Source organism: Photobacterium sp. WH77, from assembly GCF_022014395.1.
In the GTDB taxonomy this organism is placed as follows: Bacteria; Pseudomonadota; Gammaproteobacteria; order Enterobacterales; family Vibrionaceae; genus Photobacterium; species Photobacterium arenosum.
On sequence record NZ_JAKLTE010000016.1, the window covers coordinates 1 to 25,502 of the forward strand.

Sequence of the window (25,502 nt, forward strand, 5' to 3'; positions counted from 1 at the left end):
AGCTTGTCGTGGACAGGGCGGCCATTCTAACGAATCAAACAAAGTAGTCAAACAATTTTTTATTTGCTTTCTTTGTGCCGCCTTTCATCAAAACCGAACTGATGTTTTCATCCGTTCCCGTCTTGGTGAGGCGGCATTATAGAGACTTGGAAAAGACTGACAACCCTTTTCTTAATAAAAAATGTTTAACCGGTCATAATTTCAACTAATGTAAAAATATGCGCCTTAAGTCAACATTATACGATCAATACATTCACTTTCTGGTAATCGTAAAACTATGCACGTACTATTATTGTGATTAATTTGTTAAATAAATCGCCTTCTAACTTTTCAATCGATGACACTGTAGCTTGCCTATGAAATTTTCCAACTCACACACTATGATCATTGCGCTGATAACTCTTATTGGTGCCATCATATTTAGCTTCATTTCTTCTACCGCTGCGATAGCCTTCGCACTGGGCGCCGTCTTATCCGGATTTGCCAATCATTACCTGAACACGAATCAGGATGAAAATATGATGGGCGATGAAAACCAGAGCAGTAAAACGCTCTATGTCGGTAACCTTCCCTATCGTGCTAACGAAAGTGAAGTTAAAGATTTATTCTCAGAGTACGGGGAGGTCTTTGCTGTTCGCTTGATGAAAGATAAACGAACAGGAAAAAGGCGGGGCTTCGGCTTTGTGGTTATGAGCAGCAAAGATGCTGACTATGCTGTCAGCAAGCTAAATGAGAAAGAATTTGGTCAGCGTACATTAAAAGTACGTGAAGCCAACGACCCTAAGAATGAGGATAATTAAGGCTGATTACCCGGCCCAAGTTCATGGCTAATAGACTGTGATTTAAAATCACAACATTGGAATTCTCACCAGAATGATAGGTCAAGTTCTGCCATTGCGGTGACCTTCCTGTGGCCATGTCTCCCAACAGTGAATTGACCCGGCTAGCGATCGCGCTGCCGGAGTCAATCACATTCGTAGCCTGGACAAACACCTTACTGATTTCATCTTTTATCAGCGGAAAGTGAGTGCATCCGAGTACAACCGTATCAATTGCCGTGTGAAACCAAGGCTGCAATATCCCGGTCAGCTCGTCCAGATCGACCTTAGCTCCCCGTAGTTTCATCTCTGCCATTTCAACCAGGCGCGTGTTGCCCAGCAAATGGACCTCGCAATCTGAAGCAAACTCCTGGATCAAAGCCTGAGTATATTGGCGTTTAACCGTAGCCGGTGTGGCTAACACGCCCAGGCTTTTCGTTTTACTCAGTAATGCCGCAGGCTTAATAGCAGGCACAACCCCAACCACAGGCAAACTCAGCGCAGCCCGCAGAGGAGGCAAGACGATAGTGCTGGCGGTATTACAGGCAATCACAACCAGATCTGCGTTATGTTTTGTGACCAGAGACGACACAATGTGCAGGGTACGCTCAACCAATACCGCCTCGTCCAACTCACCATAAGGGAAAGCCGCATCATCAAATGCGTAGATGTATTGATAATGTGGCAGCTGGCGGTATATCTCCTGATAGACGGAGAGGCCGCCCACACCAGAATCAAAAATAAGGATGGTTTTCACAACGTCTTTCTGACTGCTCCAAGATAGAAGCTCTCATCATACTGGCTGACAGATAAAAGCCAACTATCACACATCAGTTTACTGTGACTCTGGTACTGAGATCCGATAGCGAAGATGGTGAAACCGGCCTTGGTTGTCTATATGCAGAGGTTCAAGCGCTAACTGCCCTGAAAAACATGGGGCATGGATCACCAGAGTATGAAATTCGCCGTCTTCCCCGCAAGGGTCCACCTCATCAGGCAACCGTGCGAGTAATGAGTGATTAAACCATTTACCGCAGAACTCACCGCTGAGCTGGCTGGTATCCACAGTGGTCAGAATCGTTTTTATCCCTCGTTGCAAAATTTCCTCGGCCAGCAGCTGGCTGTCCTCCCCCAGCAAAGGAAAAACACATTGCCAGCCGGCCGGCTCAATATAACTGCGCCGATAGGTTTCAATACCATTACAAAACATATCGCCAAATGCCACGGCTTCAACGGCCAATCCGCTATTGCGAATGGCTTCCACCACCAGCGCCTGGTACACGTCATTCGGAGGAAACACGTCAGGCAGCGGTATCTCAACCAAGGGGAGCCCTGTCAGCCGGGCCTGTGCCCGCACCACAGCGATTGGTGTTGCCTGAAACGGCACCTCGGTACCGACATAAGTGGTAAACAGCCCCACAACGTCAAAGGCAGGGCTTTCTAATAAGCGCAACAGCGTCAGTGTTGAATCTTTACCGGATGACCAACTGACTATCACTTTCTTTGGTTTCATTGTCGCCTCACGAAAAAGCCGCCCGAAGGCGGCTGAGGGTTAGAACTGGTAATCTACTGATAGCATCGCTTTACGACCATCTCCTGAGTAATAAGCTCCCCAGGAGTTCACAGAGCTTGCGTAACTCTTATCAGCCCAATTATCAACTCGCAAAGACGCCTGCCAATTATTGGTGGTGTAGCTCACGGCTGTATTGAACAACCAGTAATCATCCACTTTCTCTTGCGAATTGGCGTTATCACCATCACGATATTTTGATCCCGTATATACTGACTCCGCAAAAAATTGCCAGTCACGCAGGAAAGCTAAGGTTCCGTAGACACGGCCAGTATGCGGTGCCACCCAAGACAGTTGTTTGCCTTCGTTAACACCTTTGGTAAATTCACCATCTACATAGTGATACTCAGTACCCACTGAGGCCACATCAGTTACATACCATATACCACTAATATCAATCCCCAATCGACTCGTTGCATCAGCATTAACATTCGCTCCCGGAAAAGTTCCACCATTGGGTGCGGGCGCACTACTGTCAAAGACAATCTCATCCTTCAGCTCTAGCCGATAAACATTCAATCTTGTCGTTACATCACTATCAGAATATGACCATCCGGCTTCAATCGAATCACCAGTCTGCGGTTTCAAGCCAACAACACCTGCAGGGGTATAAGCTTGCTCATCTACCTTTGCAAACCGAAAATTTTGATCATACCGCGCATATAAACGCTGCTTATCGTTAACCTGATAATTAAGAGCGAACTCTAACGCATGAGCATCGTTATCAATGGACTGCCCTGCAGGATAAGTTGTTTTATCTCGTAAAGTGTCTTCTACAGAGGTATATCGGCCTCCGATTGAAGCCGTCAGATCATCCTGTACCGGATAATTCACTAAACCATATGCACTAACGGTTTTCTGCTCATTACCCCGGTCTAAAAAGCTACTCAGGTAGTCAAAGTCGCTATCGGCAAAATCAACACCGAGCAAAATATTCATTTCACCATGTTTAGATGGTAACCCTGACTCTAGCTGCAACGCACCGTATAGATTATCCAATTTCTTAGTATTGTTAGCGCTCGAAGAGATACCCCGTGCATCCATCTCCTCATAGCTGGCTTCAGCATCAATGTCCCAGTTTCCAGCAATGCTTTGTCGATAACCTGTTCGATAAATTGTTGAAATCTCGTGTGAATAGTCGTCAGGATTACTGGGGTTAGCCTGTTTTGGATTATCTTTAAATTGTTCTTCAGTCAGGGCACCAGCATATTCTCTATATGCATCTAAGTAATTAATCTCAAAGAAAAAACGCTTATCGCCTTTATTAAACTGTACTTTCCCCAGAATAGAGCCATCTTCGCTGGCATTATGCTCACGATAGTTATCACTATCTGTCTGATTACCAGCAAGATAATAGTGCCAATCTTCATTAATACGGCCAAACACATCGCCTCTATAACCGTATGTATCAAAACTACCACCTGTCGCACCTATGCTACCGCCAGTTGCATCCGGCGACTTGGTAATAATGTTAATCACGCCACCGACTGCCTGATCGCCATACAAGACACCCGCACTGCCTGACAAAATTTCAACTCTCTCAACCTGACTCAGCGCTAATGCATTCAAATTAGGCGACGAAAGGTCATTACGATTGAGCTTACGACCATCAACCAATATCAATGTGTTACTGGCTGCCTGACCACCACTGAATCCACGAAGAGAAAAAACAGGGCCACTATTTGTATCAGAAACCTGAATTCCTGCTCGTCCACGTAATAAAGAGGTAAGATCTTGCGCGCCAGACTCTTTTATTTCATTTTGGCTAATGACGGTGACATTCGCAGGAATATCTTCGATAGAATTAACATTGGTACTTCGACCTATCACCACCATGGTCTCATCGGTGGTGTTCTGGGCGGAAACGAGCGAGGATTGCAGACACAAAGGTGCCAACGCCACGGCTAAAAGCGTTTTTTTCATTGTCATGGATACCTTAAATCGCGTTGAAATCTGGGCAGTCTCCATACTGCCTGTCTCGCTGGTCGGTCTTCGGACTTGAGAGCATGGTTGAACAACCGCCTAGGACAACGACTTCCCATTTCATCTGGCCGGCGTTGCGCTTGCCTGATGAAACAGTGTCTGGCTATCTGCCTTGTGTCTTTCGTTCTCTCTTACCGCTGCGCGTCAGTTACGGATTCTCACCGTATTCCCCGCCTGTGAACAGGCAAACCAGCGCAGCGGAATGCTAATTTTACCGGTCGGAATTGTCTAGTTTAGTTTGCTATTAGTCATGACAAATCTATCTGGCCTGCACTTTTCTCCCCCCTTTCACTGGACATCAGTCAACAATGCAATAAAATCTGCGCTCTTATTTTGAGCAGTTTTGAGGCAACACCATGGCAGCAACCCCAATCAACCCCGCCACCTACCAAGCACAACTGGACGAAAAGGCCGAGCGTATGCAGGCGCTGTTTGCTGACGTAGACACCCCGGAGTTGGAGGTGTTCGCTTCTCCTGCTCAACACTACCGTATGCGTGCTGAGTTTCGTGTCTGGCATGAAGGTGAAGACCTGTATTACATCATGTTCAATCAGGAAACCCGCGAGAAGTACCGGGTCGATCAGTTTCCGCAAGCCAGCCGTCTGATCAATGATTTGATGCCGTTGCTGGTAGATGCCATGAAGCCGAACCGTGCGCTGCGTCATAAGCTGTTCCAGGTCGATTTCCTGTCAACACTGAGCGGAGAGATTCTGGTTTCCCTGCTATATCACCGTCAACTGGATGATCTGTGGGTCGCAGAAGCCAAAGCCCTGAAGCAAAGGCTGAATGATGAAGGGTTCAACCTCAATCTGATAGGTCGTGCACGTAAACAGAAAATCGTGCTGGATCAGGACTATGTGATTGAGAAACTGACGATTCACGATCAAACACTGACCTATCAGCAGGTTGAAAACAGTTTTACCCAGCCTAACGGCGAAGTGGCGCAAAAGATGCTGGAGTGGGCAGTAGACTGTACTCAGGACAGCGAAGGCGATCTGCTGGAGCTGTATTGCGGCAACGGCAACTTCTCGCTGGCACTGGCAAAGAATTTTGACCGTGTGCTGGCCACAGAACTGGCCAAGCCGTCGGTGGAATCGGCACAGTACAACATTGCAGCGAACAAGATAGACAATGTGCAGATCATACGTATGTCTGCTGAAGAATTTACTCAGGCGATGGAAGGGCAGCGCGAGTTTCGCCGCCTGAAAGACAATAACATTGATCTCAGCAGCTACAACTGCAACACCATTTTTGTTGATCCGCCCCGCTCAGGCATGGACGAGGATACCTGTCGCATGGTTCAGGCCTATGAGCGTATTGTCTATATCTCCTGTAACCCGGACACCTTAAAAGCTAACCTGGAGATTCTGGGTCACACCCATCGCATTACCCGGTTTGCGCTGTTTGATCAGTTCCCTTACACCCACCACATGGAAGCGGGTGTAATGCTGGAACGTAAATAATCCAAGCGAAAACGGCAAAAACGAAAAAGGCGCCTCAGGCGCCTTTTCTGTCTTTCATGCTGAGAGATTATGCATCATCCTGAGCTTTGGATTTCGATTTCGGCTTCATCACACCCATGCGGTAAGCGACCCACAACAGCAACGCTAAACAAATCATCAACGGCAGGAAGTTAGATCCCATATCCGGTGCCTGCGCGCGCAGAAAGGCAGAATAGCCAAAGGCGCCGACCAGAAACAAAGCAAAGGCAATGGCCGGGGTCCCTTCCGCCATCGGGCGTGTCAGGTAGTCCTGATACATGCAATACACAGTCATCACAAAAGCAATCACCGGAAAAATAGAAAAAGCGACAGCACTGGAGGTAAATACTGCCAGCGTGGCGTTACCGCACAGTCCTGCTAACAGTGACAGGATTAAGGTCTTGCGTTCTGCTTTAACTTGTTGCTTGTCCATATCTTCACCAACATACTCAATTAAGGTTTATGCGCCAGCGTGTTGCGCTCACGCTCTTTACGATACCAGTAAGCTCCTTTGGCTATCATTCGCAGTTGCATGATTAAGCGCTCTGCATGTTCTGCCCGCGACTGACTGTCCAGATCCAGTGCATCGGCTCCTGAGCTGAACACCAAAGTGACTAACGCTTCAGCCTGGATATAAGCTTCTTCGTGCCGGCTCCCGCCTTTAGCTTCCAGATACTCAGTGAGTTCCGCCACGAAGTGCTGAATTTCTCTCGCCACAGCAGCACGGAATGCCGGCGAGGTGCCGGAGCGTTCCCGTAACAGCAAACGAAAAACGTTCGGGCTGCTTTCAATAAATTCCATGAAGGTTTCAACAGAAGTGCGGATAACACTGCCTTCTTCAGCAATGCGCTGGCGAGCCTGACGCATCAGCTGGCGAAGCAGTAAGCCACCTTCATCAACCAATGTTAGTCCAAGTTCATCCATATCTTTGAAGTGACGATAAAAAGATGTGGGTGCTATACCAGCTTCACGCGCAACTTCGCGCAAACTGAGATTGGAAAAACTGCGCTCAGCACTGAGCTGGTTAAAGGCTGCGTTAATCAGTGAACGCCGGGTTTTTTCTTTTTGTTGGGCCCTGATCCCCATGGGTTCCTGCTTCTGTTAAGTTGCCAGTTTGAATCTCACTATACCCGCTTTCAGCCACTTGATCAGCGCCAATCCACACTTTGCCGGTGGGAATACTAACGGCCCTGTCAGGTGGAAGCAAAATCACAAACGTCATTTTCCCTGTCGGCTCACAAACTGCTGTCTGCCAGCGATAAAAATGGGGGTTTCTTCTGCCACAACGTGATCCTACGCGCTCTATCGGGGAGTCGCGATTTTCCCTTCGATTGGAAAGCGTTACACTCCGCACCACAGAAACAATCGGATAAATAAGGCGGCCCATGAGCACTCAACACCCCACGACTCCTTCTCACTATGATGTGATTATTATCGGCAGCGGACCCGGAGGCGAAGGGGCCGCCATGGGACTGACCAAAGCAGGTTTCAGCGTCGCTATTATTGAACGTGAAAGCCGTGTCGGCGGCGGCTGTACCCATTGGGGCACTATCCCCTCTAAAGCACTGCGTCACGCGGTCAGCCGTATTATCGAATTCAATAAAAACCCGCTCTACAGCAAAAACACCACCACACTGCACAGTACTTTCAGCCAGATTCTTGGTCACGCGCAGACAGTGGTCAGTAAGCAAACGAGAATGCGCCAGGGCTTTTATGATCGCAACAGTTGCCCCATCATTGCCGGTGAAGCCAGTTTTGTCGACCAACACACCATACGTGTTCGCCACCCTGACGGCAGTCATGACACCTATACCGCCGATAAATTCGTGATTGCCACCGGCTCACGTCCTTACCAGCCCAAAGATGTCGACTTCACCCACCAGCGCATCTACGACAGTGACTCCGTGCTGCGTCTGCAGCACGACCCGCGCCACATTATTATTTACGGGGCCGGGGTGATCGGCAGTGAATATGCCTCTATCTTCCGCGGCCTGGGGGTAAAAGTTGACCTCATCAACACCCGCCAGCGGCTGCTGGAATTTCTCGATAACGAGATCTCTGACTCGCTGTCTTACCACCTGTGGAACAACGGTGTGATGATCCGCAGCGGGGAGGCCTACAACAAGATTGAAGGCACAGAAGACGGTGTGATCCTGCATCTGGAATCCGGCAAGAAAATGAAAGCCGACTGCCTGCTGTACGCCAACGGCCGGACAGGTAACACAGATCGCCTCAACCTGGAGGTGGTCGGACTGACACCAGACTCACGCGGCCAGCTGTCCGTCGACCAAAACTACTGTACCGAGGCCGATAACATTTATGCGGTGGGTGATGTGATTGGCTATCCGAGTCTGGCGAGCGCCGCCTATGATCAGGGCCGCTTCGTGGCGCAGGCCATAGCAACCGGTCAGGCTCAGGGCCAGCTGATCGATCACATCCCAACCGGTATCTACACCATTCCTGAAATCAGCTCTGTGGGTAAAACAGAGCAGCAGCTGACTGCGGAAAAAGTCCCTTATGAGGTGGGACGGGCGCAATTCAAACACCTGGCCCGCGCTCAGATAGCCGGTACCGATGTCGGCAGCCTGAAGATACTGTTCCACCGCGAAACCAAAGAGATCTTAGGGATCCACTGCTTCGGTGAGCGGGCGTCTGAGATCATTCACATTGGTCAGGCGATCATGGAACAGAAAAACGGCGGTAACAGCATAGATTACTTCGTCAATACCACCTTTAATTACCCGACCATGGCTGAAGCCTACCGGGTGGCCGCGCTGAATGGACTGAACCGCCTGTTTTGAAAGCACCACTCCGCAGCCGATGCTGTGGAGCGGTACACACCATAAAAAAACGGCGCTCTAGGCGCCGTTTTACGATTGGGACTTTTGCGATTGGGGCTTTGCTTATCGGCGGTTACCGCGATAAGCCGGTGATGGGTTAAGTACCATGTGACGGTTGATGTCTTTAAACAGCAGGTAGCGGAAACGACCCGGACCACCGGCATAGCATGCCTGCGGGCAGAAAGCGCGTAACCACATATAGTCACCGGCTTCCACTTCCACCCAGTCCTGATTCAAATGATAAACCGCTTTACCTTCCAGTACGTACAGACCATGTTCCATCACATGAGTCTCATCAAACGGAATGATCCCGCCGGGCTGGAAAGTCACTATGTTCACTTGCATGTCGTGACGCATATCTTCAGAATCAACAAAGCGGGTTGTTGCCCAGGCATCGTTGGTGTCAGGCATCGGCGTTGGCTCGATGTCATTCTCATTGGTTACAAAGGCGTCAGGCACCTCAATACCTTCAACAAATTCATAGGCCTTGCGGATCCAGTGGAAACGCACCGGCGCATCGCCATTGTTTTTCAGGCTCCACTTGGCTGATGGCGGCAGATAGGCATAACCGCCGGTTTCCATCTGATATTGCTCGCCTTCCAGCGTCAGGGTCATCTCGCCTTCTACCACAAACAGCACACCTTCCGCACCCGCATCCAGTTCGGGTTTGTCGCTGCCGCCCTGCGGGGAGACTTCCATGATGTAATGGGAGAAAGTTTCAGAAAAACCACTCATTGGCCGGGCAATCACCCACAGCCGGGTATTGTCCCAGAACGGCAGAAAGCTGGTCACGATATCACTCATCACGCCCTTAGGAATGATGGCATAGGCTTCGGTAAAAACCGCGCGGTCAGAGAGAATCTGTGTTTGCGGTGGCAGGCCACCTGTGGGGGCATAATAAGTATTCCGGGCCATTACATATGTCCTTTCATGTATAGCAGTATTACTGCGCCAATGGATAAGCAGAGTCTTGACGAGGCTGCTGTTTCAATTCTGAATTGTGTTGATTGTAGATCATGGCAATTTGATTTATAAATTAAATAACTTAATGCCAAGTAGTGGGATTTCCACTGGTAACGAATTATGAATCAGAACAAGACGTTAGACCCGGTGCTGCTGCGCAGCTTTGTCGCCGTGGTCGATTCCGGCAGCTTTACCCGAGCCGCCGACAGTACTCACCTCACTCAGTCGACGGTCAGCCAGCAGGTCCGCAAACTTGAGTCTCAGCTCGGCTGCGAACTGCTGCACCGCAAAGGACGCTATGTCACAGCGACGCTGGAAGGCGAGCGGGTGCTCAATTATGCCCGCCGCATCCTGCAATTGATGAATGAAGCGGTCGTGCAGACCAGTGTCAGCGCCGAACAGCAAAAAATCCGGCTTGGGGTGCCGGAGGACTTTGCCACTCACGCCATCATGCCCACGCTGCATGCTTTCTCAACTGAATTTCCGGGCATCCGGTTGGAAGTGAAAAGTGGCTTATGCAGCGATATATGGCGGAAATTTCAGAGTAACGAGCTGGATTTAGCCCTGGTCAAGCAGCGGCAGGGCAGCCTGCCGGGGTTAGCCAGCTGGCCGGAGCCTTTGTGCTGGATTGATAGCTTACACAGCAATAACCTCGACAGGCAGCCGGTTCCCCTGGTGTCTTTTCCTATTGGCGGCCTGTATCGCAATGAAATGGCCCATACGTTTGACAGCCTGGGCAGAAGCTGGCGCCTGGCCTACGTAAGCACCAGTTTGTCGGGGGTTTGCTGTGCCGTCGAGGCCGGGCTGGGTATTTCGCTGCTGCCTAGAAGGCTGGTGACCGAGCACCACAGAATTCTGGATGAAGATGACGGACTGCCGCCGGTGCAGGATATGGAAGTGACCCTGCATACCCAGGATAAGCTGTCGGCGCTGAGCAAAACCCTGGCAGAGCGACTGATCAGTACTTGCGATCGCATCTTTGAACATGAAGTCTGAGGCGGTTTTTCCCGAGCGGCTGACAACGTACCACGGCCTCTTTCTGTCAAAAGAGGCCAAGTCAGCCCACTTAGCTGGCTTCCATCATCCGGTTGTCCGGGGTCAGGATATCTGCCCAGGGCAGGCTTTCATCGCCCAGCGTAATAAAGTTCGGGTTCTCCAGCGTGTGGCGCTCATTGTAAGACAGAGGTGTCAGGTGGGTATTGAGAATACGTCCGCCCGCTTCTTCCACAATGCACTGTGTCGCCGCTGTGTCCCACTCGCCTGTGGGGCCTAAACGCAGGTAACAATCGACTGCCCCTTCTGCCACCAGACAGGATTTCAGGGCCGCTGACCCCAGCGGGACTAAGTCGTAATTCAGCGCCGGATCCAGCCGGTTGGTGATCGCCCGGATATCCTGGCGGCGACTGATAGCCACAGCTATCGACTGGGTCGGCCCTTCGTGCTTATGGGTCGAGATGGAGACAGTTTCACCTTCGGGGGTAATTTTCCAGGCCCCCTGCCGGCGGCTAGCGTAGTAAACGACACCTGATACCGGCGCATATACCACACCCATCACAGGGTGATTGTTCTCAACCAGGGCGATGATTGTGGCAAAGTCGCCACTGCCAGCGATGAACTCTTGCGTACCGTCGAGAGGATCGACCAACCAGTAACGCTCCCACTGCTGGCGCTCTTCCAGCGGAATAGTTGCATCTTCTTCAGACAACACAGGAATATCCGGAGTCAGCTCGGTTAACCTTTCCAGCACCAGTTTGTGGGCGGCCAGATCTGCGCTGGTCACAGGCGTATTGTCAGTCTTGATCTGTTTTTCGAACTGACCACGCTGATAAATATCAAGGATCACCTGTCCCGATTCCCGGGCAATTTCTATCACGGATGGAATTAACATCGACAGCTCCATCTCACACTCCTGCTAGGATAAGTACTTCAATGCCAGGAACAAGGCGGTAATGCTTCTGGCTTCAGCAAAATCAAGATGGCTCAGTAACTCTTCAGCCTGTGACAATGGCCAGCGCACAATATCCAGCGGCTCAGGTTCATCGCCGATCAGTTTCTCGGGAAATAAATCCTGCGCGAGAAACAGCGTCATCCTGCTGGAAAAATAAGACGGCGCCAGCACCACTTCTTTCATTGGCACTAACTGTCTGGCACCAAAACCAATTTCTTCTTTCAATTCCCGGTTAGCGGCTTCGTCGGCCGTTTCGCCGTGGTCTATCAAACCCTTGGGAAAGCCGAGTTCATAGCGATCCGTTCCTGCCGAATACTCACGCACCAATAAGAGATCGCCCTCTGCCGTCACAGGCACCATCATCACAGCATGCCGGCCGCTGGGTTTCATTCGCTCATAAGTACGGGTTTCACCGTTACTGAAACGGAGATCCAAAGACTCTATTTTAAACAGGCGGGATTGTGCCACCACCTCGGTTGCCAGAATTGTCGGTTTCTTATTCTCTGCCGCCATCATATTTCCCTGTCGCTTGGTCTATCTGCTATTAAATGGCATGGCGGTCATGAAATAAAGGAAAAATGCGTATTCAGACAGATTTGATTTTCCTCACCCCGCCAGACCAGGTGTCGCTGCGCAGCCTGTGGCCTACAGGCGACCGGTATAACGAATAGGATAACGGCCATCGGCATCCGGGTTGCCCAGCCATTTCATCTGTTCCTGTAAGCCTGATGGCAGCTCGGCGCCCGGTTTAAACCAGCCATTCAGGTTATAACGCTGATCCGTGGTTAAGCCCGCTTGCCATTCGCTGCTTACCTGGGCCGAAGCCTGATTGGCCGTCGCCGCCAGTTGCCCGTCATTACAGCTCAGTTCCGCCAGTACCTGACCGGGATCGACGTCACCCAGCGGTGTGCCTATGCTGGCTCCACTCCACACCAGTCCGCCGTCCAGCGACTGGCAGTAAGGCACCGCAAACCTGTAGTCACGAACGGTGAGTTCGAAGTTACCGCCCAGATTCAGAGGCACCGGAAGGCGTGCATACTGAATCGCCTGCTGGGCAGGCAGGGATAACAGCAAGTTCTGCGCATACAAACCACTGAGATCCGCGCCCATCAAACCTCGTCCTCTCAGCCCCAGATCACTGCCCTGGCCCAGTCGCACCGCAAATTCAGCATTGGCACTCAGCAGCTTCCACGGACTGAGTTCCCAGTAAACCTGCCCCAGGTTCCACTGCTGCCAACGCACCTGACTCGCGGCCCCTTGCCAGGGCGTTCCGCTGATGCCGGTCACCGACAGTCCGGGCACCTTGGGCACATACTGCCACACCCAGCTCGCCGGCAAATGCACCAGCAGACTTACAATCAGGGCCAGCACAAAACTCACCCCTAACAATATGTTGTACCTCACGCTTAGCCTCGTCCCAGCTGTAAACGGTTCACTTCTACCAGCCCCGCCTGATTGGTTTTTGATACATCCAGAAACTGCGCTTCAATACCATGTTCTTCACGCAGAAAAGCCAGCCAGTTAACTAATGTATTAAAGGGCAAAGGCTGCACCCAAACCTGAACGGCTTCGTCACGCGGCTGCATTCTGATCAATTCAATGCGAAACCGGCGCGTGGTTTCATTGACGACCTGATTCAGCCCCAGGGGGCTGACACTGCCAGTTGCGCCGGTTTTAGCCCGCAACGCGGTAATATCGTCAGCCTTCTCGCTGACCCAGCTCAGTAGCTGACGCTCTGTTTGCAGGTTTTGCTCGGCAGAGTCAGCCCTTTGTGCCATCGGCTGCCAAATGCCCCAGTATAATACGGCAATCACCAGTGCGATTGCGCCGCCAATCACCAGACGCTGCTCTCGCCCGCTTAATGCTTTAAACCACTGATTCACGAACGTCTCCTCAGCACCAGAGCACCACTTACCTGCTGGCCGTCACGGTTAAGCTGGCCCTGTTCAACTTCAAATCCTTCCACCAGCAAAACCCTGAGCTGTTCGAAATGCTGGAATTCAGCCGCCACCGCCTGCAATCTCAATTCATGGCGGTTGTGATCGTATTTCAGATTCTGCACCGAGATCTGAGGCACTTTCAGTAACGCCGGACGCAGCTCAATCAGCCAGGGCAAAACCCCCTGACCCGATTCCGCACCGCCGAGGCGTGACAGCTCCTGATTCATCTGGCGTTTCAGGTAACTGCTGGTGGGAATATTGTTAAATTGCGGCAGTACCTGACGAAAGATACGCTCACTCTCGGTTTTATAGGCCAGCGCCTGATTTTCCATACCCTGCACACGCACCACATATTCAGCCACCAGCACGCCCAGTACCAGCACAGCGGCAATGCCCACTTTTCGCCAGGGCTTAAGCGCTTTGTGCCAGGTCGGTTGCAGTTTATAAGGACCGGACAGTAAATTGACTTTGCTGTCATCAGCCCCTTTCGCCAACAAGGCCATCACAAGCTCAGGCGCTTCGGCCTGCCAGTGTCCCGGCATGCCGGATGGTGCTGGGGTGAAATGACGAATCCGGTGCTGACTGACCGAATCTTCTGTGTCGTCCGTCAACGCCTCGGCCGCGGTTTGCGCATCGGCGCTCTGCGCTTCAGGGGATTCCTCTTCCAGCACCTGGCTGATTAATGGCACCTGTTGTGCCATCATCCAGCTCGCCAGCCATTCGGTGTCGGCGCAAATGCCCTGAGTCGCCGACTGGCGCAATAGCCACTGACCATCAATTTCGGCGGCACTGTAACTATTGTCAAAGGCCGGCAAACAGAGACAGTCTGGAATGATTTTTCGTACGGCCAGCCCGGCATCGTCACATAACGACAACCAGTGCTGCATCCGCTGATGTCCGACAACAGCAACATCCGCTTTATCGGCTTCCCGCTTAAGCATATGAATGTGCAGATCATCAACATCCTGAGCCAGCTCTTCTTCCAGCAGATACGGCAGTACCTGTGCCAGTTGACGCCCGGACCCGGATGGGATCGATACCTGGCTCAACAGCACATCGCTGCCTGATACCAGCAGATACACAGGCCGGTTTTCCCCGTATGCCGCCAGCTCGCCCAGCTGACCACTGTCAGCCAGTTCACCCGAGGCAATCACTTCCTGTTGCTGTGGCGACCAGACCAGCCAATGTACCGGCCCGTCAGGACGGCTACTCAGCCTTATCGTCAGAAACTCGCTCACTCATTCCTCCATAACGGCGACGTACGACAGTCACCTTGTTCTCCCCGTCTCGTTTGAGCAGGGCTAGTATTCGCAATCGCGCACGATCCACTGTCACTTCAGCATCGAGCTCAAAAAAATCACTTTTTACGGCCAGGTAAGATTTCGCCTGCTTGCGCGCCGCTTCAGTCAGCCGGTTAACGGCCCCTTCGGCCAGAAAGGCATCCACATCCTGCCAGCCGTCATAAGGGCGGTTCTCTATCAACTGACGGGCATCATCCAGGCTCAGCTCCGGGCTGAATACGCCGACCAGCAACGCTGCCTGAGCTGGCTGGATCGTATTGACATTGATCAGCAGATCGGTCGACGGTAAGGCACATAATAAAGGGCGAGCCTGCTGATACATGGTGGCACTCACGCCATTCACCGCGCGAAACTCACTCACATCTGCCATCAGATTTCTGGGCGGCAGGTATGCCGGTGAAAACCCTTCATAGCTGCTGTCGCCTGCACCGTAGGCGCTGTACACTGTCTCGTCGGGATCGACGTACTCCCACACCGAATCCGCTGCCACTTCTGCTTCATAGCTTTCCGCTCCCGCCTCTTCTAACAGAGCCTGCAGAAAACGTACCCGAAACGGCTTCTGGCTGCGATCCTGCTCAGGTGCCTGACCCGACAAGGCATTCAGGTTATAGCACGCCTGCAGATCATAGATATTTCCCTGCACTTCGCCATTATCCAGCGGATAGCTCTGGCCTTCGGTTGCCCAGACCTGGCTTAAGTTAACAGTGTCACTGTCCGCCAGACTCTGTTCTATCGCCACTTTGGCCAACTGCTCCATACCCTGGCTATACCAATAGGCCTGCTGGTTAAAAACCTGATTCTCAACCCGATAAAAATTCAGTTGCAGACGATCTGTCATCTGAACCGCCAGCAATGTCATTATGGCTAACAGCAGCAGGGCCACAATTAAGGCTACCCCTTGCTGTCTGGCGGGAGACTGTCTCATGAGGCGGTCTCCTCATCTGGCTTTTCTGCGTCCGGCAATACCGCTTCCGGCAGCATATAAACGCGCTCTATCTTACCCAGATCTTCCAGTGTCAGGGTGACAGCAATGCCTTTGGGCAATCTGGTATTATCTGACCAGGCTTCCTGCCAGCCTTGCGGGCCATAATAGCTGAATGACAAAGCCGTCACCCCTTGCAGCACCTTACGCACCAAAGGCTCAGTACCTACCACAGTGTCGGGATAGCGAAACCACACCCGCTCGAGTTTGTCATCAATAATGCGATAGCCCACCCGGAGAATCTCGCTGCGGGGAAACATTTGCTGTGGGTTCTGCCAGCCATCGCGGGTAAAAATAATGCCGTGACTGGCGGAATCAAGCAGGTATTCGCCGCTCTGCAACAAAGGGCCACTCTCGTTATTGCCCTGCTGCCTGACCTGACGGCCGATAATCTGACGAAAATCGTTGTCCAGCATCAGCATGGCCCGCTGAATTTCCTGTAACCGTTGGTTATGCTCCCGCGACTGTTCATCGCTGCGCTGCACCCCGTTCATGACCTGATAGGCCGACAGGCTGAACATAGCAAACACCGCAATAGCCACCAGTACTTCGAGCAGTGTAAATCCCGCATGTCGCGATAATGGCTGACGATGCTCAGTTCTCAATGTAAGTCCTTAAGGTCGCCACCCTGTCTTTCAGTGCCTCATCGGTAGCGACAACGATATCCAGAGCCCGGAGGTAGCCATCCGCTGTGGCGGTGCTTTTGATTGACCAGTACCATTGCCGTCCGGCGAGCTCAGATTTGCCTTTCTTCTCGGCGGTCAGCCGCTCGCCTGCAATGCGAATTCGGGCCAGCTCATTATCCGCTACCATGGTGGCAAAGGTTTTCTGCTCCAGGTAGCCCATAGCGTTGATGTGCTGTCCGACCGCCTTCATCACACTCAAGGCGGCCGTCGCAAATATGGCCATGGCAACCAGCACTTCCAGTAATGTGAAACCCGCGTGAGAAGATAATTTCCGCCGGGAACTCATTGGCCTGACTCCTCTCGGGTGGCTCCCGGTTCAAGCAGGTGCAATTGTCCGACTTCATCGGCTTCGACTGTCCAGATATCACCTTCTCCACTGGCATCAAACGACACAGTAAAAGGCGTATACTCACCACTGGACATCACGATAATCTGCGGCGGTTTGGCTTTTTCATCTTCTTCACTGGCAAAAAGATCCTCGTCAAACAGCGAACCGGGTTCGAACAAACGATCCTCGTCCTGCCAGGCGTCGCTGCCAACCTTGACTTCCATGCCGAGCGTATCGGGCAAAGTGACTTCGCTGAAGTAACGTGAATCCTTGAGGGGTTGCCAGCCGTTCGGGTCCAGCTCAAAAAACTGGTAGCCCTGCCTGTCAACCCGGACACCGTAATCACGGCCATTCAGCATGGCATCTTCACCCAGCAGCTGCACCAGATAATAAAATCGCTGTGATTCTTCTTTCAGCACCTCATTTTTAGGCGCCGGCAGTGTCATCACAACGGCTACGGCGCTGGTGGCCAGCAATACCAGCACCAGCATCAGTTCAATCAGCGTAAATCCGGCAGCTGCACGTTTCATAGTTTGAATTAACGGTAATCCAGCATATTCCAGTTACCGATATCGGTATTGACCTCTTCACCGCCTTCCTGGCCGTCAGCACCCAGGCTGAAGACATCCACCGGACCATGTTCACCAGGCATCACGTAGTTATAGTCGTTACCCCAAGGGTCTTTAGGCAGACGCTTGATATAGCCACCGTTACGGTAATTACGTGGTTCAGGGCTTGACGATGGCTCAGTCACCAGCGCATCCAGACCTTGATCTGTGGTTGGATAAACACTGTTATCCAGCTTATACATATCCAATGCCTGCTCCAGCGCACCAATATCGGTCACGACTTTCTGCTGATCGGCCTTTTCTTTATTACCCAGCAAGTTCGGGACGACCAGACTGGCCAGTACGCCCAGAATCACGATAACCACCATGACTTCCAGCAGGGTAAAACCGCGTTGTTGACGTTGCATTGACACACCTCCAAAAGGGAAAACTACATGCCCACCATGTTATTCAGGGCAATGATTGGCATCAGAGTCGCGATAACGATAAACATCACCACCCCAGCCATTACTACAATCAAAAGGGGTTCAAACACCCCCAGTGCCATGTTGACCAAAGATTCGAAATCTCTGTCCTGATTATCGGCCGCCCGGGTCAGCATCTGCTCCAGCTCGCCACTGCGCTCACCACTGGCTATCATGTGGAGCATCATGGGCGGAAACAGCTTAGTTTGTTCCAGTGAGACGCGAAGACTGGCGCCTTCCCTGACCTTATCGGCTGCCTCAAGGATTTCCTGATTCACCCAGGTATTGGTCATGACCTGAGAGGCCACCTTCATTCCATCAAGCAAAGGGATGGCACTGGAGGTACAAATCGACAGCGTGCGGGCAAAACGGGATGTGTTCAGGCCACGCGCCACTTTACCGATAACAGGAACGCCCATCATCCGCCTGTCCCAGCGCAGCCGCAGGTCCGGACGACGCAACGCCATCCGGATACCCGCAATCAGCAGTATGATGACCAGCACAACGGCCAGTCCCCAGTGCTGAACAAAATTACTGGCGGCCAGCAGCACCTGAGTGATCTGCGGCAATTCCTGCCCCATATGAACAAACTGATCCACAATTTTCGGCACCACAGTGGCCAGCAAAAAAGCCACCACAGACACGGCAACCAGAGTCAGCATGGTCGGGTAAATCAGCGCTTGCTGCAGCTTACTGCGCATTTTCTGCCGGTTTTCAGTGTAATCGGCCAGACGGTTGAGCACGGTATCCAGATGGCCGGATTTTTCCCCTGCCGAGACCATGGCCCGAAAGAGCTGGTCAAAGATATGAGGGAATTCTGCCATGCTGTCTGCCAGGGTGTAGCCTTCAACTACTCTAGAGCGCACCGCCAGCATCATGTTTTTCAGACGGACTTTTTCGCTCTGCTCGGCCACCGCGCGCAGGCACTCTTCTAACGGCATCCCCGCCTGGACCAAGGTGGCCAGCTGGCGGGTCAGCAGGGACAGTTCATTGGTGCTGATCCCGCGGCGAAACGCAATCCGCCCGCCCGCCTTGCGCTTTTCACGCTCATGACTCTGGCTGACTTCAACCGGGATCAATCCCTGCTCGCGCAGTTGCTGGCGAAGCTGGCGGGCCGTATCGGCTTCCATGACGCCTTTTTTCTGGCGTCCTTTGGTATCCAGGGCCTTATATTCAAATGCTGCCATCAGCCCTCCCTGGTCACTCGCATCACTTCTTCAAGCGTGGTAATACCCTGGCGGACTTTGGCCAGACCATCATCACGGATACTCGGGGTGTGCTGGCGGATCACTCTTTCTATCGCCTGCTCGCCGGCATCGGCATGGATCAGCTCCTGTACCTGTTCATCCACCAGCAGCAGTTCGTGAATCCCGGTCCGGCCACGATAGCCTTTGTTATTGCAGTGCTCGCAACCGACGGCATGATAGAGGGTCAAGGACTCATATTCCGGTACATCGAACAGCTTTTTCTGCTCACTGTCAGCCTGATAGGGATCGCGGCAATGGGGACACAGCGTCCGTACCAGACGTTGCGCCAGTACTCCCAGCAAAGAAGAAGAGACCAGGAAAGGCTCGATGCCCATATCGCGCAAACGGGTCACGGCACCAATCGCTGTGTTGGTGTGCAGGGTCGACATCACCATATGACCGGTCAGGGAGGCCTGCACGGCAATGGAAGCGGTTTCCAGGTCACGGATCTCACCGACCATCACCACATCCGGATCCTGACGCAGAATCGCCCGCAGCCCACGGGCAAAGGTCATGTCCACTTTGGTATTCACCTGCGTCTGACCTATGCCATCGATATCAAATTCAATCGGATCTTCGACCGTCAGGATATTGCGCTCATGGCTGTTCAGCTCCTGCAGGCCGGCATATAAAGTGGTCGATTTACCCGAACCGGTCGGCCCTGTCACCAGTATGATGCCGTGCGGACGGGCAATCAGGTACTGGAAACTTTTGTGAATACGGGGCGTCATGCCCAGGCTGTGTAAATCCAGCCGGGTCGCATTTTTATCCAGCAAACGCAATACGACACGCTCACCGTGCGAGGACGGCATGGTTGACACCCGCACGTCTACCGCCCGGCCACCGATGCGCAGAGAGATCCGGCCATCCTGAGGCACGCGTTTCTCGGCGATATCCAGCCGGGCCATGACTTTGATCCGGGAGACCAGAAGCGGCGCCAGCTTGCGGCTCGGGGTCAGCACCTCGCGCAGCACGCCATCGACACGAAAACGAATCGACAAGGTTTTCTCAAAAGTCTCGATATGGATATCCGAGGCTCCTTCCTTGATCGCTTCAGCCAGCATGGCATTGATCAGCTTGATGATTGGCGCGTCATCTTCCGATTCCAGCAAGTCTTCGGTTTGAGGCAACTCTTCAGCCAGCGAGAAAAAGTCATCGCTGTCAGAGCCCAGATCTTCCATCAACTGACGCGCTTCCGACGAATCACGCTGATAGGCATCGGTGAGGCGTTGTTCAAAAGCATGCGGTTCCAGCGCTTCAACACGAAAACTGCGGCCAGACACCCGGCGCACTTCCGCCAGCACCACAGCTTTTAGCGGTCCGTCATGATAAAGCACCCTGCCGTGTTCACCCGTTTCAAGCACCACTTTATGACGCTTGGCGAAAGAAAACGGCAAACGGAACTGCACCAGATCGGCCGGGCGCAGCGTGTCCATCACTTCTCCTCCAGACGGGATACAAATGCCCGTACTTCAGGGGGCAGAGAAATATCTTCGCCATATCTCGGCAATACCGGGGTTTTGGTCTCCGGCATCAGACGCAGGCCTTCATCGGCCTTATACAGCTGCTCAGCCCGGATATAGTTGTACTTACGCTGGGTAATACCATCTGCCGTCACGCCATCACGGATAATGGTCGGCTTAATAAATACCATCAGGTTGGTTCTGCCCTTACTGGTATTGTTGGATTTAAACAGGTGGCCCAGAATAGGAATATCGCCAAGAATCGGGATCTTGGATTCATTTTCGTTGGTCTCGTCCTGGATCAGGCCGCCCAGGGCAATCATCTGTCCGTCCTGAATCAGCACAGAGGTGGTAAGCTGTCGCTTGGAGAAACGCACGTCAACCGCGCCGTTGGCACCCAGAACGTTAGAGACCTCTTGCTCAATCTTGAGCTGCACAGAATCCCCTTCGTTAATTTGCGGGGTCACTTTGAGCTTGATACCCACTTCTTTGCGTTCGACGGTCTGGAATGGGTTATCGTTATTAGAGCTGGCCGTTGAGCCAGTCACCACAGGTACTTCCTCACCGACAATAAACGAAGCTTCGCCATTGTCCATCACGGTAATACTGGGTGAAGACAGGATGTTAGATTCACGGTCTGTGGCCACCGCATTGACCAGCATGGTCCAGTCACCCATAATCAAGCCCAGTACCGCACCATTGGCACCTGACAGCACCTGGCCCAGAGTCGAAAAATCGCCGCTTTCGGTAACTTCCACGTCAACCAGATTGTTATTATTGTCAAAGCGCTGCTCGGTCCGGGTAGTATCCTTCGCCTCTTCCAGACCAATCAGGTACTGACCGACAGGCACATTAGAGTTGTTAAACTGCACTATCCCGTTTTCTTTCGAGCCGTACTGAATACCGAAGTTGATACCGGCCCCTTCAGACAATTCAACAATCATCGCCTCAATCAGCACCTGAGCACGGCGGATGTCGAGCTGGGCAATGATGTTTTCCAGCGCGCGCATGATATCCGGCGGTGCCGTCAGGATCAGGGCATTGGTGTCGGCGTGCGCGGCTATCATCACATCATTTTTCTTAGCAACAGCAGCGGCCTGACCATTGCCTTGTTTTTCGGCCTGCAAGTTATCGGATACCCCTTTCAGTACATCGACCAGCTCTTCGGCATTGGCGTATTTGAGGTAAACGACACGGTTATTGCCCGAGCTCGCCATTTCTTTATCTAACTGGCGTATCAGACGTTTAAGGCGCTCACGCACTTTAGGATCGCCGGACAGCAGCACAGAATTGGTGCGCTCATCCGCGACTAATTTAGGTTGCAGAAACTCTGGCGTCGACTTGGCATCAGCCGACTTGTTCAGGGCATCGACAATGCGCACCATCTCTGCGGCAGAGGCATTATTGAGCTCAACCACGTCGATCTCTTTATCACCGGCACGGTCAACCCGCTCAATGATATCCGCCAGACGATTAACGACGGCCGCACGGCCGGTGATCATGATGATGTTCGCCGGGTCGTAGTGCACCACGTTACCCGCACCTGCGTTATCGTTCAGCTGACGCAGCAGAGGAGACAGCTCTCTGACGGAGACATTGCGTACCGCCACCACCCGGGTCACCACTTCATCACCCTGCGCCTGGGTTTTGCTGTCAACGACAGGAATAGAAGAAATTTTCGCGTCTTTATCACGGATAACTTTCAGTATGCCGTTTTCCATTTCGACGACGGCAAACCCGTACACTTCCAGTACGTTGAGGAAAAACTGGTAATACTGTTCGTCGTTCAGCAGATCATAGCTGCGGACATTCACCTGCCCTCTGACAGAGGGATCCACAATGATAGTTTTCTGCAGATTACGTCCAACAATGTTGATAAACTCTTGAATATCAGTTCCTTTGAAACTGGCGCTGAATTCACTTGCCATCAGGGGAGTCGACAGCAAGCTGGCCGCCAGCCACAGGGTGCCCTTACCCATCCATTTTTTCACAAAAAACTCCTGCGTATATACGCAATGTATTCGTGCCGCTATTGCAGCTCTATCAATATGTCATGTAACTGCCCGTCACGCTCTACTGTTAATGTCAGTTCAGTGGCAGAGGACAGCTCAGTCCACAACCGTGCCATCACGGTCGGGTCCTTCAAATCATTGCCGTTAAGACTCACTGCCAGATCTTCCGGCTGCAGCCCAACGGCATCAAAAAGCACACGGTTTTTCCCTGGATTAACCCGATAACCTATCAGCTCATCATCCTGCTTTACCTGAGATAAACGAATGTATGAGAAGAGGTTTTGCGGCTTGTCCATGATCTCTTGTTTGATCTGCGCCAGCTCGTCACCGGCGCCCTCGGACTCGGCAGCATCGGGCTGCACTGTCGGCTCGGGTGCCTGCCGTGCAGCCGGTGCAGTAGAAGGGGCTGACACCTGAGACCCATTCTGGCCAAACTTTTGTCCGTCCAGCATCAGTGTCTCATCGCGCCCGTTGTTACGGATAATGACCCGATCAACAAACACCCCCTGCAAGGTCGCGCGCGTGCCGTCTATCGCTTCATTCAAACCATAGGTATTCTGCTTACCCCGATTGGTGATCACAGCCAGAGTGGTTTGCGGGTTGTTACTCGCCACCACCCCAACCAGTGTCAGGTTAAGTTTAGTCTCTGGTGCATCCTGTTTGACAGGTTGCTGAGGAATTGCCTTAGGGGCATCCGCCCGATAGCGGCCGAACAGCTCCAACGTCAGCAATTCAGAGACTTGCAGCCCCTGCTGATTAGCCCCGCCAGACTTGATGCTGGGTGCCTGCCAGGCCGGCGGCGCTTCCACTGGTTGTAATGCCGACCACACAAGACGCCCCAGCATCCAGGCCAGAACAACCACCAGACACCAGGTCACGATTCGGGTCAGAGACTGCATTGAGGGCATACGTTTCCCCGTCACTGCCTGACGCCAGTGCATTGTTACCCTAGCTACATCCATTTGCTGTTTTCTGCCTCATGACTCTTTGTAATCAATAATATGACAAGAAAAGCCCGGATTGAGTTCCAGTTATTTCAAGCGGATTTTTGCTTGCCGCAATCCCGACGCTCATCTTGTTGCATGACAGGTTAATATAGCAAACCCACTCACTGAAAAAATACTACTCATTTAGCAGTGTGTTATTTCGTGTGAGGAAATTCCCATTCATTGTTGAATTTGCGATCCGGCATCACCATTTAATAACTACTGTGTACCTGTAACGCTGACTTTTTGTGCAACGAAACAAGATCTAAGGCTATCTTCGCATGACGGCAAAACCCAACGCTGTGCATGCTGGATGTCAGATCAAGCCAAAACGAACGGTATTTTTCCTTGGCTTTTCGGGTCGTTAGCCAAAATGTGACGCTGGTGATCTGTGACTTACCCGGATCGCTATCACCTTGACTCAGAGACAATCCGGAAGGGAATCAGGCTATGCAGCTGACGCAGCATTTCCATTGTGATATTTTTAGCGCCCATTTGGGTAAGGAGCCTGTTTTATGAGTCGGCAACCCTCCGAATCCGATACAACAGAAGTGCGTCTGGACAAATGGCTGTGGGCTGCCCGCTTTTACAAAACCCGCTCGATCGCGCGAAACATGATCGACGGCGGAAAAGTGCACTATAACGGCCAGCGGTCCAAACCCAGCAAGCTTGTCGAGCTGGGGGCTGAAATCAAACTTCGGCAGGGTAATGAGGAAAAAACAGTCACTATCCTCAAAGTGTCCGGTACGCGTCGTGGCGCCCCGGAGGCCCAAACCCTTTATCAGGAAACAGCAGCCAGCCTGACTCAGCGCGAGCAACAGGCACAGATGCGTAAGCTCAATTCGCACAATCCGCACCCGGACAAGCGCCCGGATAAAAAGCAGCGACGCGATATACTTAAGTTTAAAAGCAATCACTGACAGTGAGTGCCGGAGAAAACCAAATCATGACCAGCGATAATCTTTACCGTTACCTGTTTGACGATGTGTCTGTTCGCGGTGAACTCGTACAACTCACCGATACCTATCAGCACATTATTGCCAGCAAGGACTACCCTGCGCCTTTGCAGACACTACTGGGCGAATTGCTGGTTGCCACCAGCCTGCTGACGGCCACTCTGAAATTCGAGGGGTCCATCACGGTACAACTGCAAGGTGACGGTCCTGTGAAACTGGCTGTGATTAATGGTGATCACAACCAGCAGATGCGTGGTGTCGCACGTTGGGACGGCGAACTGGCTGCGGACGGCAACATCCACGATCTAATGGGCAAAGGCCATATGATCATTACCATCACACCGAACCAGGGTGAACGCTACCAGGGCGTGGTCGGCCTGGAAGGCGACACGCTTGCCGCGTGTCTGGAAAGCTACTTTGCTAACTCAGAGCAATTGGCGACCCGCATCTGGCTGCGCACCGGTGAGGCCGACGGCCAGACTAAAGCCGCAGGCATGCTGCTGCAGATCCTGCCAGATGGTAAAGGCGATGCCAGTGATTTTGAGCACCTGGAGCAATTAACAGAGACAGTGAAGAATGAAGAGCTGTTCGGTCTACCTGCTCAGGACGTGTTATACCGCCTGTACCACCAGGAGAAAGTAAAACTCTTTGATCCGCAACCGGTGATTTTCCACTGCGGCTGCTCTCGCGAGCGCAGCGCCGGTGCCATTAAATTACTGGATCGTAATGAAGTTGAACGTATTTTGCAGGAAGAGGGTAAAGTCTCACTGCATTGCGACTACTGTGGCACCAGCTACGATTTCGACAGTTTTGATATTACCAGCCTGTTCGAAACCGGCTCCGAAGCCGACGATTCGCAGCTGCATTAATTTTCATCCATTATTAAGACTGAAAGTAAATTACATAAGCCAGCTACATGCTGGCTTTTTTTTTAACTCCCCCACACTTTTATGCTACTTTCTGAA

At 52.1% G+C, this 25,502-nt stretch carries 26 protein-coding genes and 1 riboswitch; of the genes, 6 read left to right on the forward strand and 20 right to left on the reverse strand.

The window, feature by feature from the left end; translation table 11 throughout:
• Positions 1-356: 356 nt before the first annotated feature.
• On the forward strand, positions 357-800 hold the full coding sequence (locus tag L6J37_RS15305) for an RNA recognition motif domain-containing protein (RefSeq protein ID WP_237795753.1): 444 nt from the start codon (positions 357-359) through the stop codon (positions 798-800).
• Here L6J37_RS15305 and murI read toward each other — a convergent pair.
• The 3 genes from murI to L6J37_RS15320 form a co-directional block, all read right to left on the reverse strand.
• Positions 781-1,575, reverse strand: a complete 795-nt coding sequence (gene murI, locus L6J37_RS15310) for a glutamate racemase (RefSeq protein WP_237795756.1) — start codon at positions 1,573-1,575, stop codon at positions 781-783. The genes L6J37_RS15305 and murI overlap by 20 nt on opposite strands.
• 78 nt (positions 1,576-1,653) lie before the next feature.
• Entirely contained in the window at positions 1,654-2,331 is a 678-nt protein-coding gene (locus L6J37_RS15315) for an adenine nucleotide alpha hydrolase (RefSeq protein WP_237795758.1), read from the reverse strand.
• A 39-nt stretch (positions 2,332-2,370) separates the two neighbouring features.
• Positions 2,371-4,311, reverse strand: coding sequence for a TonB-dependent receptor (locus L6J37_RS15320; protein ID WP_237795759.1), 1,941 nt, complete (start codon positions 4,309-4,311; stop codon positions 2,371-2,373).
• A gap of 43 nt (positions 4,312-4,354) precedes the next feature.
• Positions 4,355-4,580: riboswitch (cobalamin riboswitch) on the reverse strand.
• A 147-nt stretch (positions 4,581-4,727) separates the two neighbouring features.
• On the opposite strand from L6J37_RS15320, the gene trmA reads away from it, so the two are divergent.
• Entirely contained in the window at positions 4,728-5,834 is a 1,107-nt protein-coding gene (gene trmA, locus L6J37_RS15325; RefSeq protein ID WP_218386245.1) for a tRNA (uridine(54)-C5)-methyltransferase TrmA, read from the forward strand.
• A gap of 67 nt (positions 5,835-5,901) precedes the next feature.
• Here trmA and L6J37_RS15330 read toward each other — a convergent pair whose 3' ends face one another.
• Both L6J37_RS15330 and fabR read right to left on the reverse strand, forming a co-directional pair.
• Complete coding sequence (locus L6J37_RS15330; RefSeq protein ID WP_218386248.1) at positions 5,902-6,285, reverse strand: YijD family membrane protein; 384 nt, start codon at positions 6,283-6,285, stop codon at positions 5,902-5,904.
• Between the two features lie 20 nt (positions 6,286-6,305).
• Positions 6,306-6,938: an HTH-type transcriptional repressor FabR gene (gene fabR / locus L6J37_RS15335; RefSeq protein WP_027251541.1), complete on the reverse strand. Its 633-nt coding sequence runs from the start codon at positions 6,936-6,938 to the stop codon at positions 6,306-6,308.
• A 299-nt stretch (positions 6,939-7,237) separates the two neighbouring features.
• On the opposite strand from fabR, the gene sthA reads away from it, so the two are divergent.
• Positions 7,238-8,653 carry a Si-specific NAD(P)(+) transhydrogenase gene (sthA, locus tag L6J37_RS15340; protein WP_237795761.1) on the forward strand — a complete coding sequence of 472 codons (1,416 nt, stop codon included), beginning with the start codon at positions 7,238-7,240 and terminating at the stop codon, positions 8,651-8,653.
• A 102-nt stretch (positions 8,654-8,755) separates the two neighbouring features.
• On the opposite strand, the gene L6J37_RS15345 is transcribed toward sthA, so the two are convergent.
• Complete coding sequence (locus L6J37_RS15345; RefSeq protein ID WP_192017453.1) at positions 8,756-9,607, reverse strand: bifunctional allantoicase/(S)-ureidoglycine aminohydrolase; 852 nt, start codon at positions 9,605-9,607, stop codon at positions 8,756-8,758.
• Positions 9,608-9,775: 168 nt separating this feature from the next.
• On the opposite strand from L6J37_RS15345, the gene L6J37_RS15350 reads away from it, so the two are divergent.
• A complete protein-coding gene (locus L6J37_RS15350; RefSeq protein ID WP_237795764.1) occupies positions 9,776-10,651 on the forward strand; it encodes a LysR substrate-binding domain-containing protein in 876 nt (291 codons plus the stop codon).
• Positions 10,652-10,721: 70 nt separating this feature from the next.
• Here L6J37_RS15350 and cysQ read toward each other — a convergent pair whose 3' ends face one another.
• The 14 genes from cysQ to gspC all read right to left on the reverse strand — a co-directional run bounded on the left by cysQ (position 10,722) and on the right by gspC (position 23,557).
• Positions 10,722-11,555, reverse strand: a complete 834-nt coding sequence (cysQ, locus tag L6J37_RS15355) for a 3'(2'),5'-bisphosphate nucleotidase CysQ (RefSeq protein ID WP_218386253.1) — start codon at positions 11,553-11,555, stop codon at positions 10,722-10,724.
• Positions 11,556-11,567: 12 nt separating this feature from the next.
• Positions 11,568-12,116, reverse strand: coding sequence for an ADP compounds hydrolase NudE (gene nudE / locus L6J37_RS15360; protein ID WP_218386327.1), 549 nt, complete (start codon positions 12,114-12,116; stop codon positions 11,568-11,570).
• A gap of 132 nt (positions 12,117-12,248) precedes the next feature.
• Complete coding sequence (locus L6J37_RS15365) at positions 12,249-13,007, reverse strand: type II secretion system protein N (protein WP_237795766.1); 759 nt, start codon at positions 13,005-13,007, stop codon at positions 12,249-12,251.
• A 2-nt stretch (positions 13,008-13,009) separates the two neighbouring features.
• The gene (locus tag L6J37_RS15370; protein ID WP_192017448.1) at positions 13,010-13,486 is read right to left on the reverse strand and encodes a type II secretion system protein M; all 477 of its coding nucleotides are present in this window, start codon (positions 13,484-13,486) and stop codon (positions 13,010-13,012) included.
• Positions 13,483-14,781, reverse strand: coding sequence for a type II secretion system protein GspL (gspL, locus tag L6J37_RS15375; protein ID WP_218386257.1), 1,299 nt, complete (start codon positions 14,779-14,781; stop codon positions 13,483-13,485). The genes L6J37_RS15370 and gspL overlap by 4 nt, the downstream gene beginning before the upstream one ends.
• Positions 14,750-15,769 (reverse strand): type II secretion system minor pseudopilin GspK, encoded by a 1,020-nt coding sequence (gene gspK, locus L6J37_RS15380; protein ID WP_192017446.1) that lies wholly within the window; start codon positions 15,767-15,769, stop codon positions 14,750-14,752. The genes gspL and gspK overlap by 32 nt, the downstream gene beginning before the upstream one ends.
• Positions 15,766-16,431 carry a type II secretion system minor pseudopilin GspJ gene (gene gspJ / locus L6J37_RS15385; protein WP_218386259.1) on the reverse strand — a complete coding sequence of 222 codons (666 nt, stop codon included), beginning with the start codon at positions 16,429-16,431 and terminating at the stop codon, positions 15,766-15,768. Before gspJ ends, gspK begins: the two co-directional genes overlap by 4 nt.
• The gene (gspI, locus tag L6J37_RS15390; protein ID WP_237795768.1) at positions 16,421-16,798 is read right to left on the reverse strand and encodes a type II secretion system minor pseudopilin GspI; all 378 of its coding nucleotides are present in this window, start codon (positions 16,796-16,798) and stop codon (positions 16,421-16,423) included. Before gspI ends, gspJ begins: the two co-directional genes overlap by 11 nt.
• Positions 16,795-17,370, reverse strand: coding sequence for a type II secretion system minor pseudopilin GspH (gene gspH, locus L6J37_RS15395; protein ID WP_237795770.1), 576 nt, complete (start codon positions 17,368-17,370; stop codon positions 16,795-16,797). Before gspH ends, gspI begins: the two co-directional genes overlap by 4 nt.
• Positions 17,371-17,378: 8 nt before the next feature.
• Positions 17,379-17,816 carry a type II secretion system major pseudopilin GspG gene (gspG, locus tag L6J37_RS15400; RefSeq protein ID WP_218386264.1) on the reverse strand — a complete coding sequence of 146 codons (438 nt, stop codon included), beginning with the start codon at positions 17,814-17,816 and terminating at the stop codon, positions 17,379-17,381.
• A 23-nt stretch (positions 17,817-17,839) separates the two neighbouring features.
• Positions 17,840-19,060, reverse strand: coding sequence for a type II secretion system inner membrane protein GspF (gene gspF / locus L6J37_RS15405; RefSeq protein ID WP_192017441.1), 1,221 nt, complete (start codon positions 19,058-19,060; stop codon positions 17,840-17,842).
• Entirely contained in the window at positions 19,060-20,556 is a 1,497-nt protein-coding gene (gene gspE, locus L6J37_RS15410; RefSeq protein WP_192017440.1) for a type II secretion system ATPase GspE, read from the reverse strand. The genes gspF and gspE overlap by 1 nt, the downstream gene beginning before the upstream one ends.
• Positions 20,556-22,574: a type II secretion system secretin GspD gene (gspD, locus tag L6J37_RS15415; protein WP_192017439.1), complete on the reverse strand. Its 2,019-nt coding sequence runs from the start codon at positions 22,572-22,574 to the stop codon at positions 20,556-20,558. Before gspD ends, gspE begins: the two co-directional genes overlap by 1 nt.
• 38 nt (positions 22,575-22,612) lie before the next feature.
• Positions 22,613-23,557, reverse strand: coding sequence for a type II secretion system protein GspC (gene gspC / locus L6J37_RS15420; RefSeq protein WP_237795772.1), 945 nt, complete (start codon positions 23,555-23,557; stop codon positions 22,613-22,615).
• Between the two features lie 539 nt (positions 23,558-24,096).
• Here gspC and hslR point away from each other — a divergent pair.
• Together hslR and hslO are read left to right on the forward strand one after the other, a co-directional pair.
• Complete coding sequence (hslR, locus tag L6J37_RS15425) at positions 24,097-24,501, forward strand: ribosome-associated heat shock protein Hsp15 (RefSeq protein WP_192017438.1); 405 nt, start codon at positions 24,097-24,099, stop codon at positions 24,499-24,501.
• A 26-nt stretch (positions 24,502-24,527) separates the two neighbouring features.
• Positions 24,528-25,406 carry an Hsp33 family molecular chaperone HslO gene (hslO, locus tag L6J37_RS15430; protein ID WP_192017437.1) on the forward strand — a complete coding sequence of 293 codons (879 nt, stop codon included), beginning with the start codon at positions 24,528-24,530 and terminating at the stop codon, positions 25,404-25,406.
• The last annotated feature ends 96 nt before the right edge of the window (positions 25,407-25,502 follow it).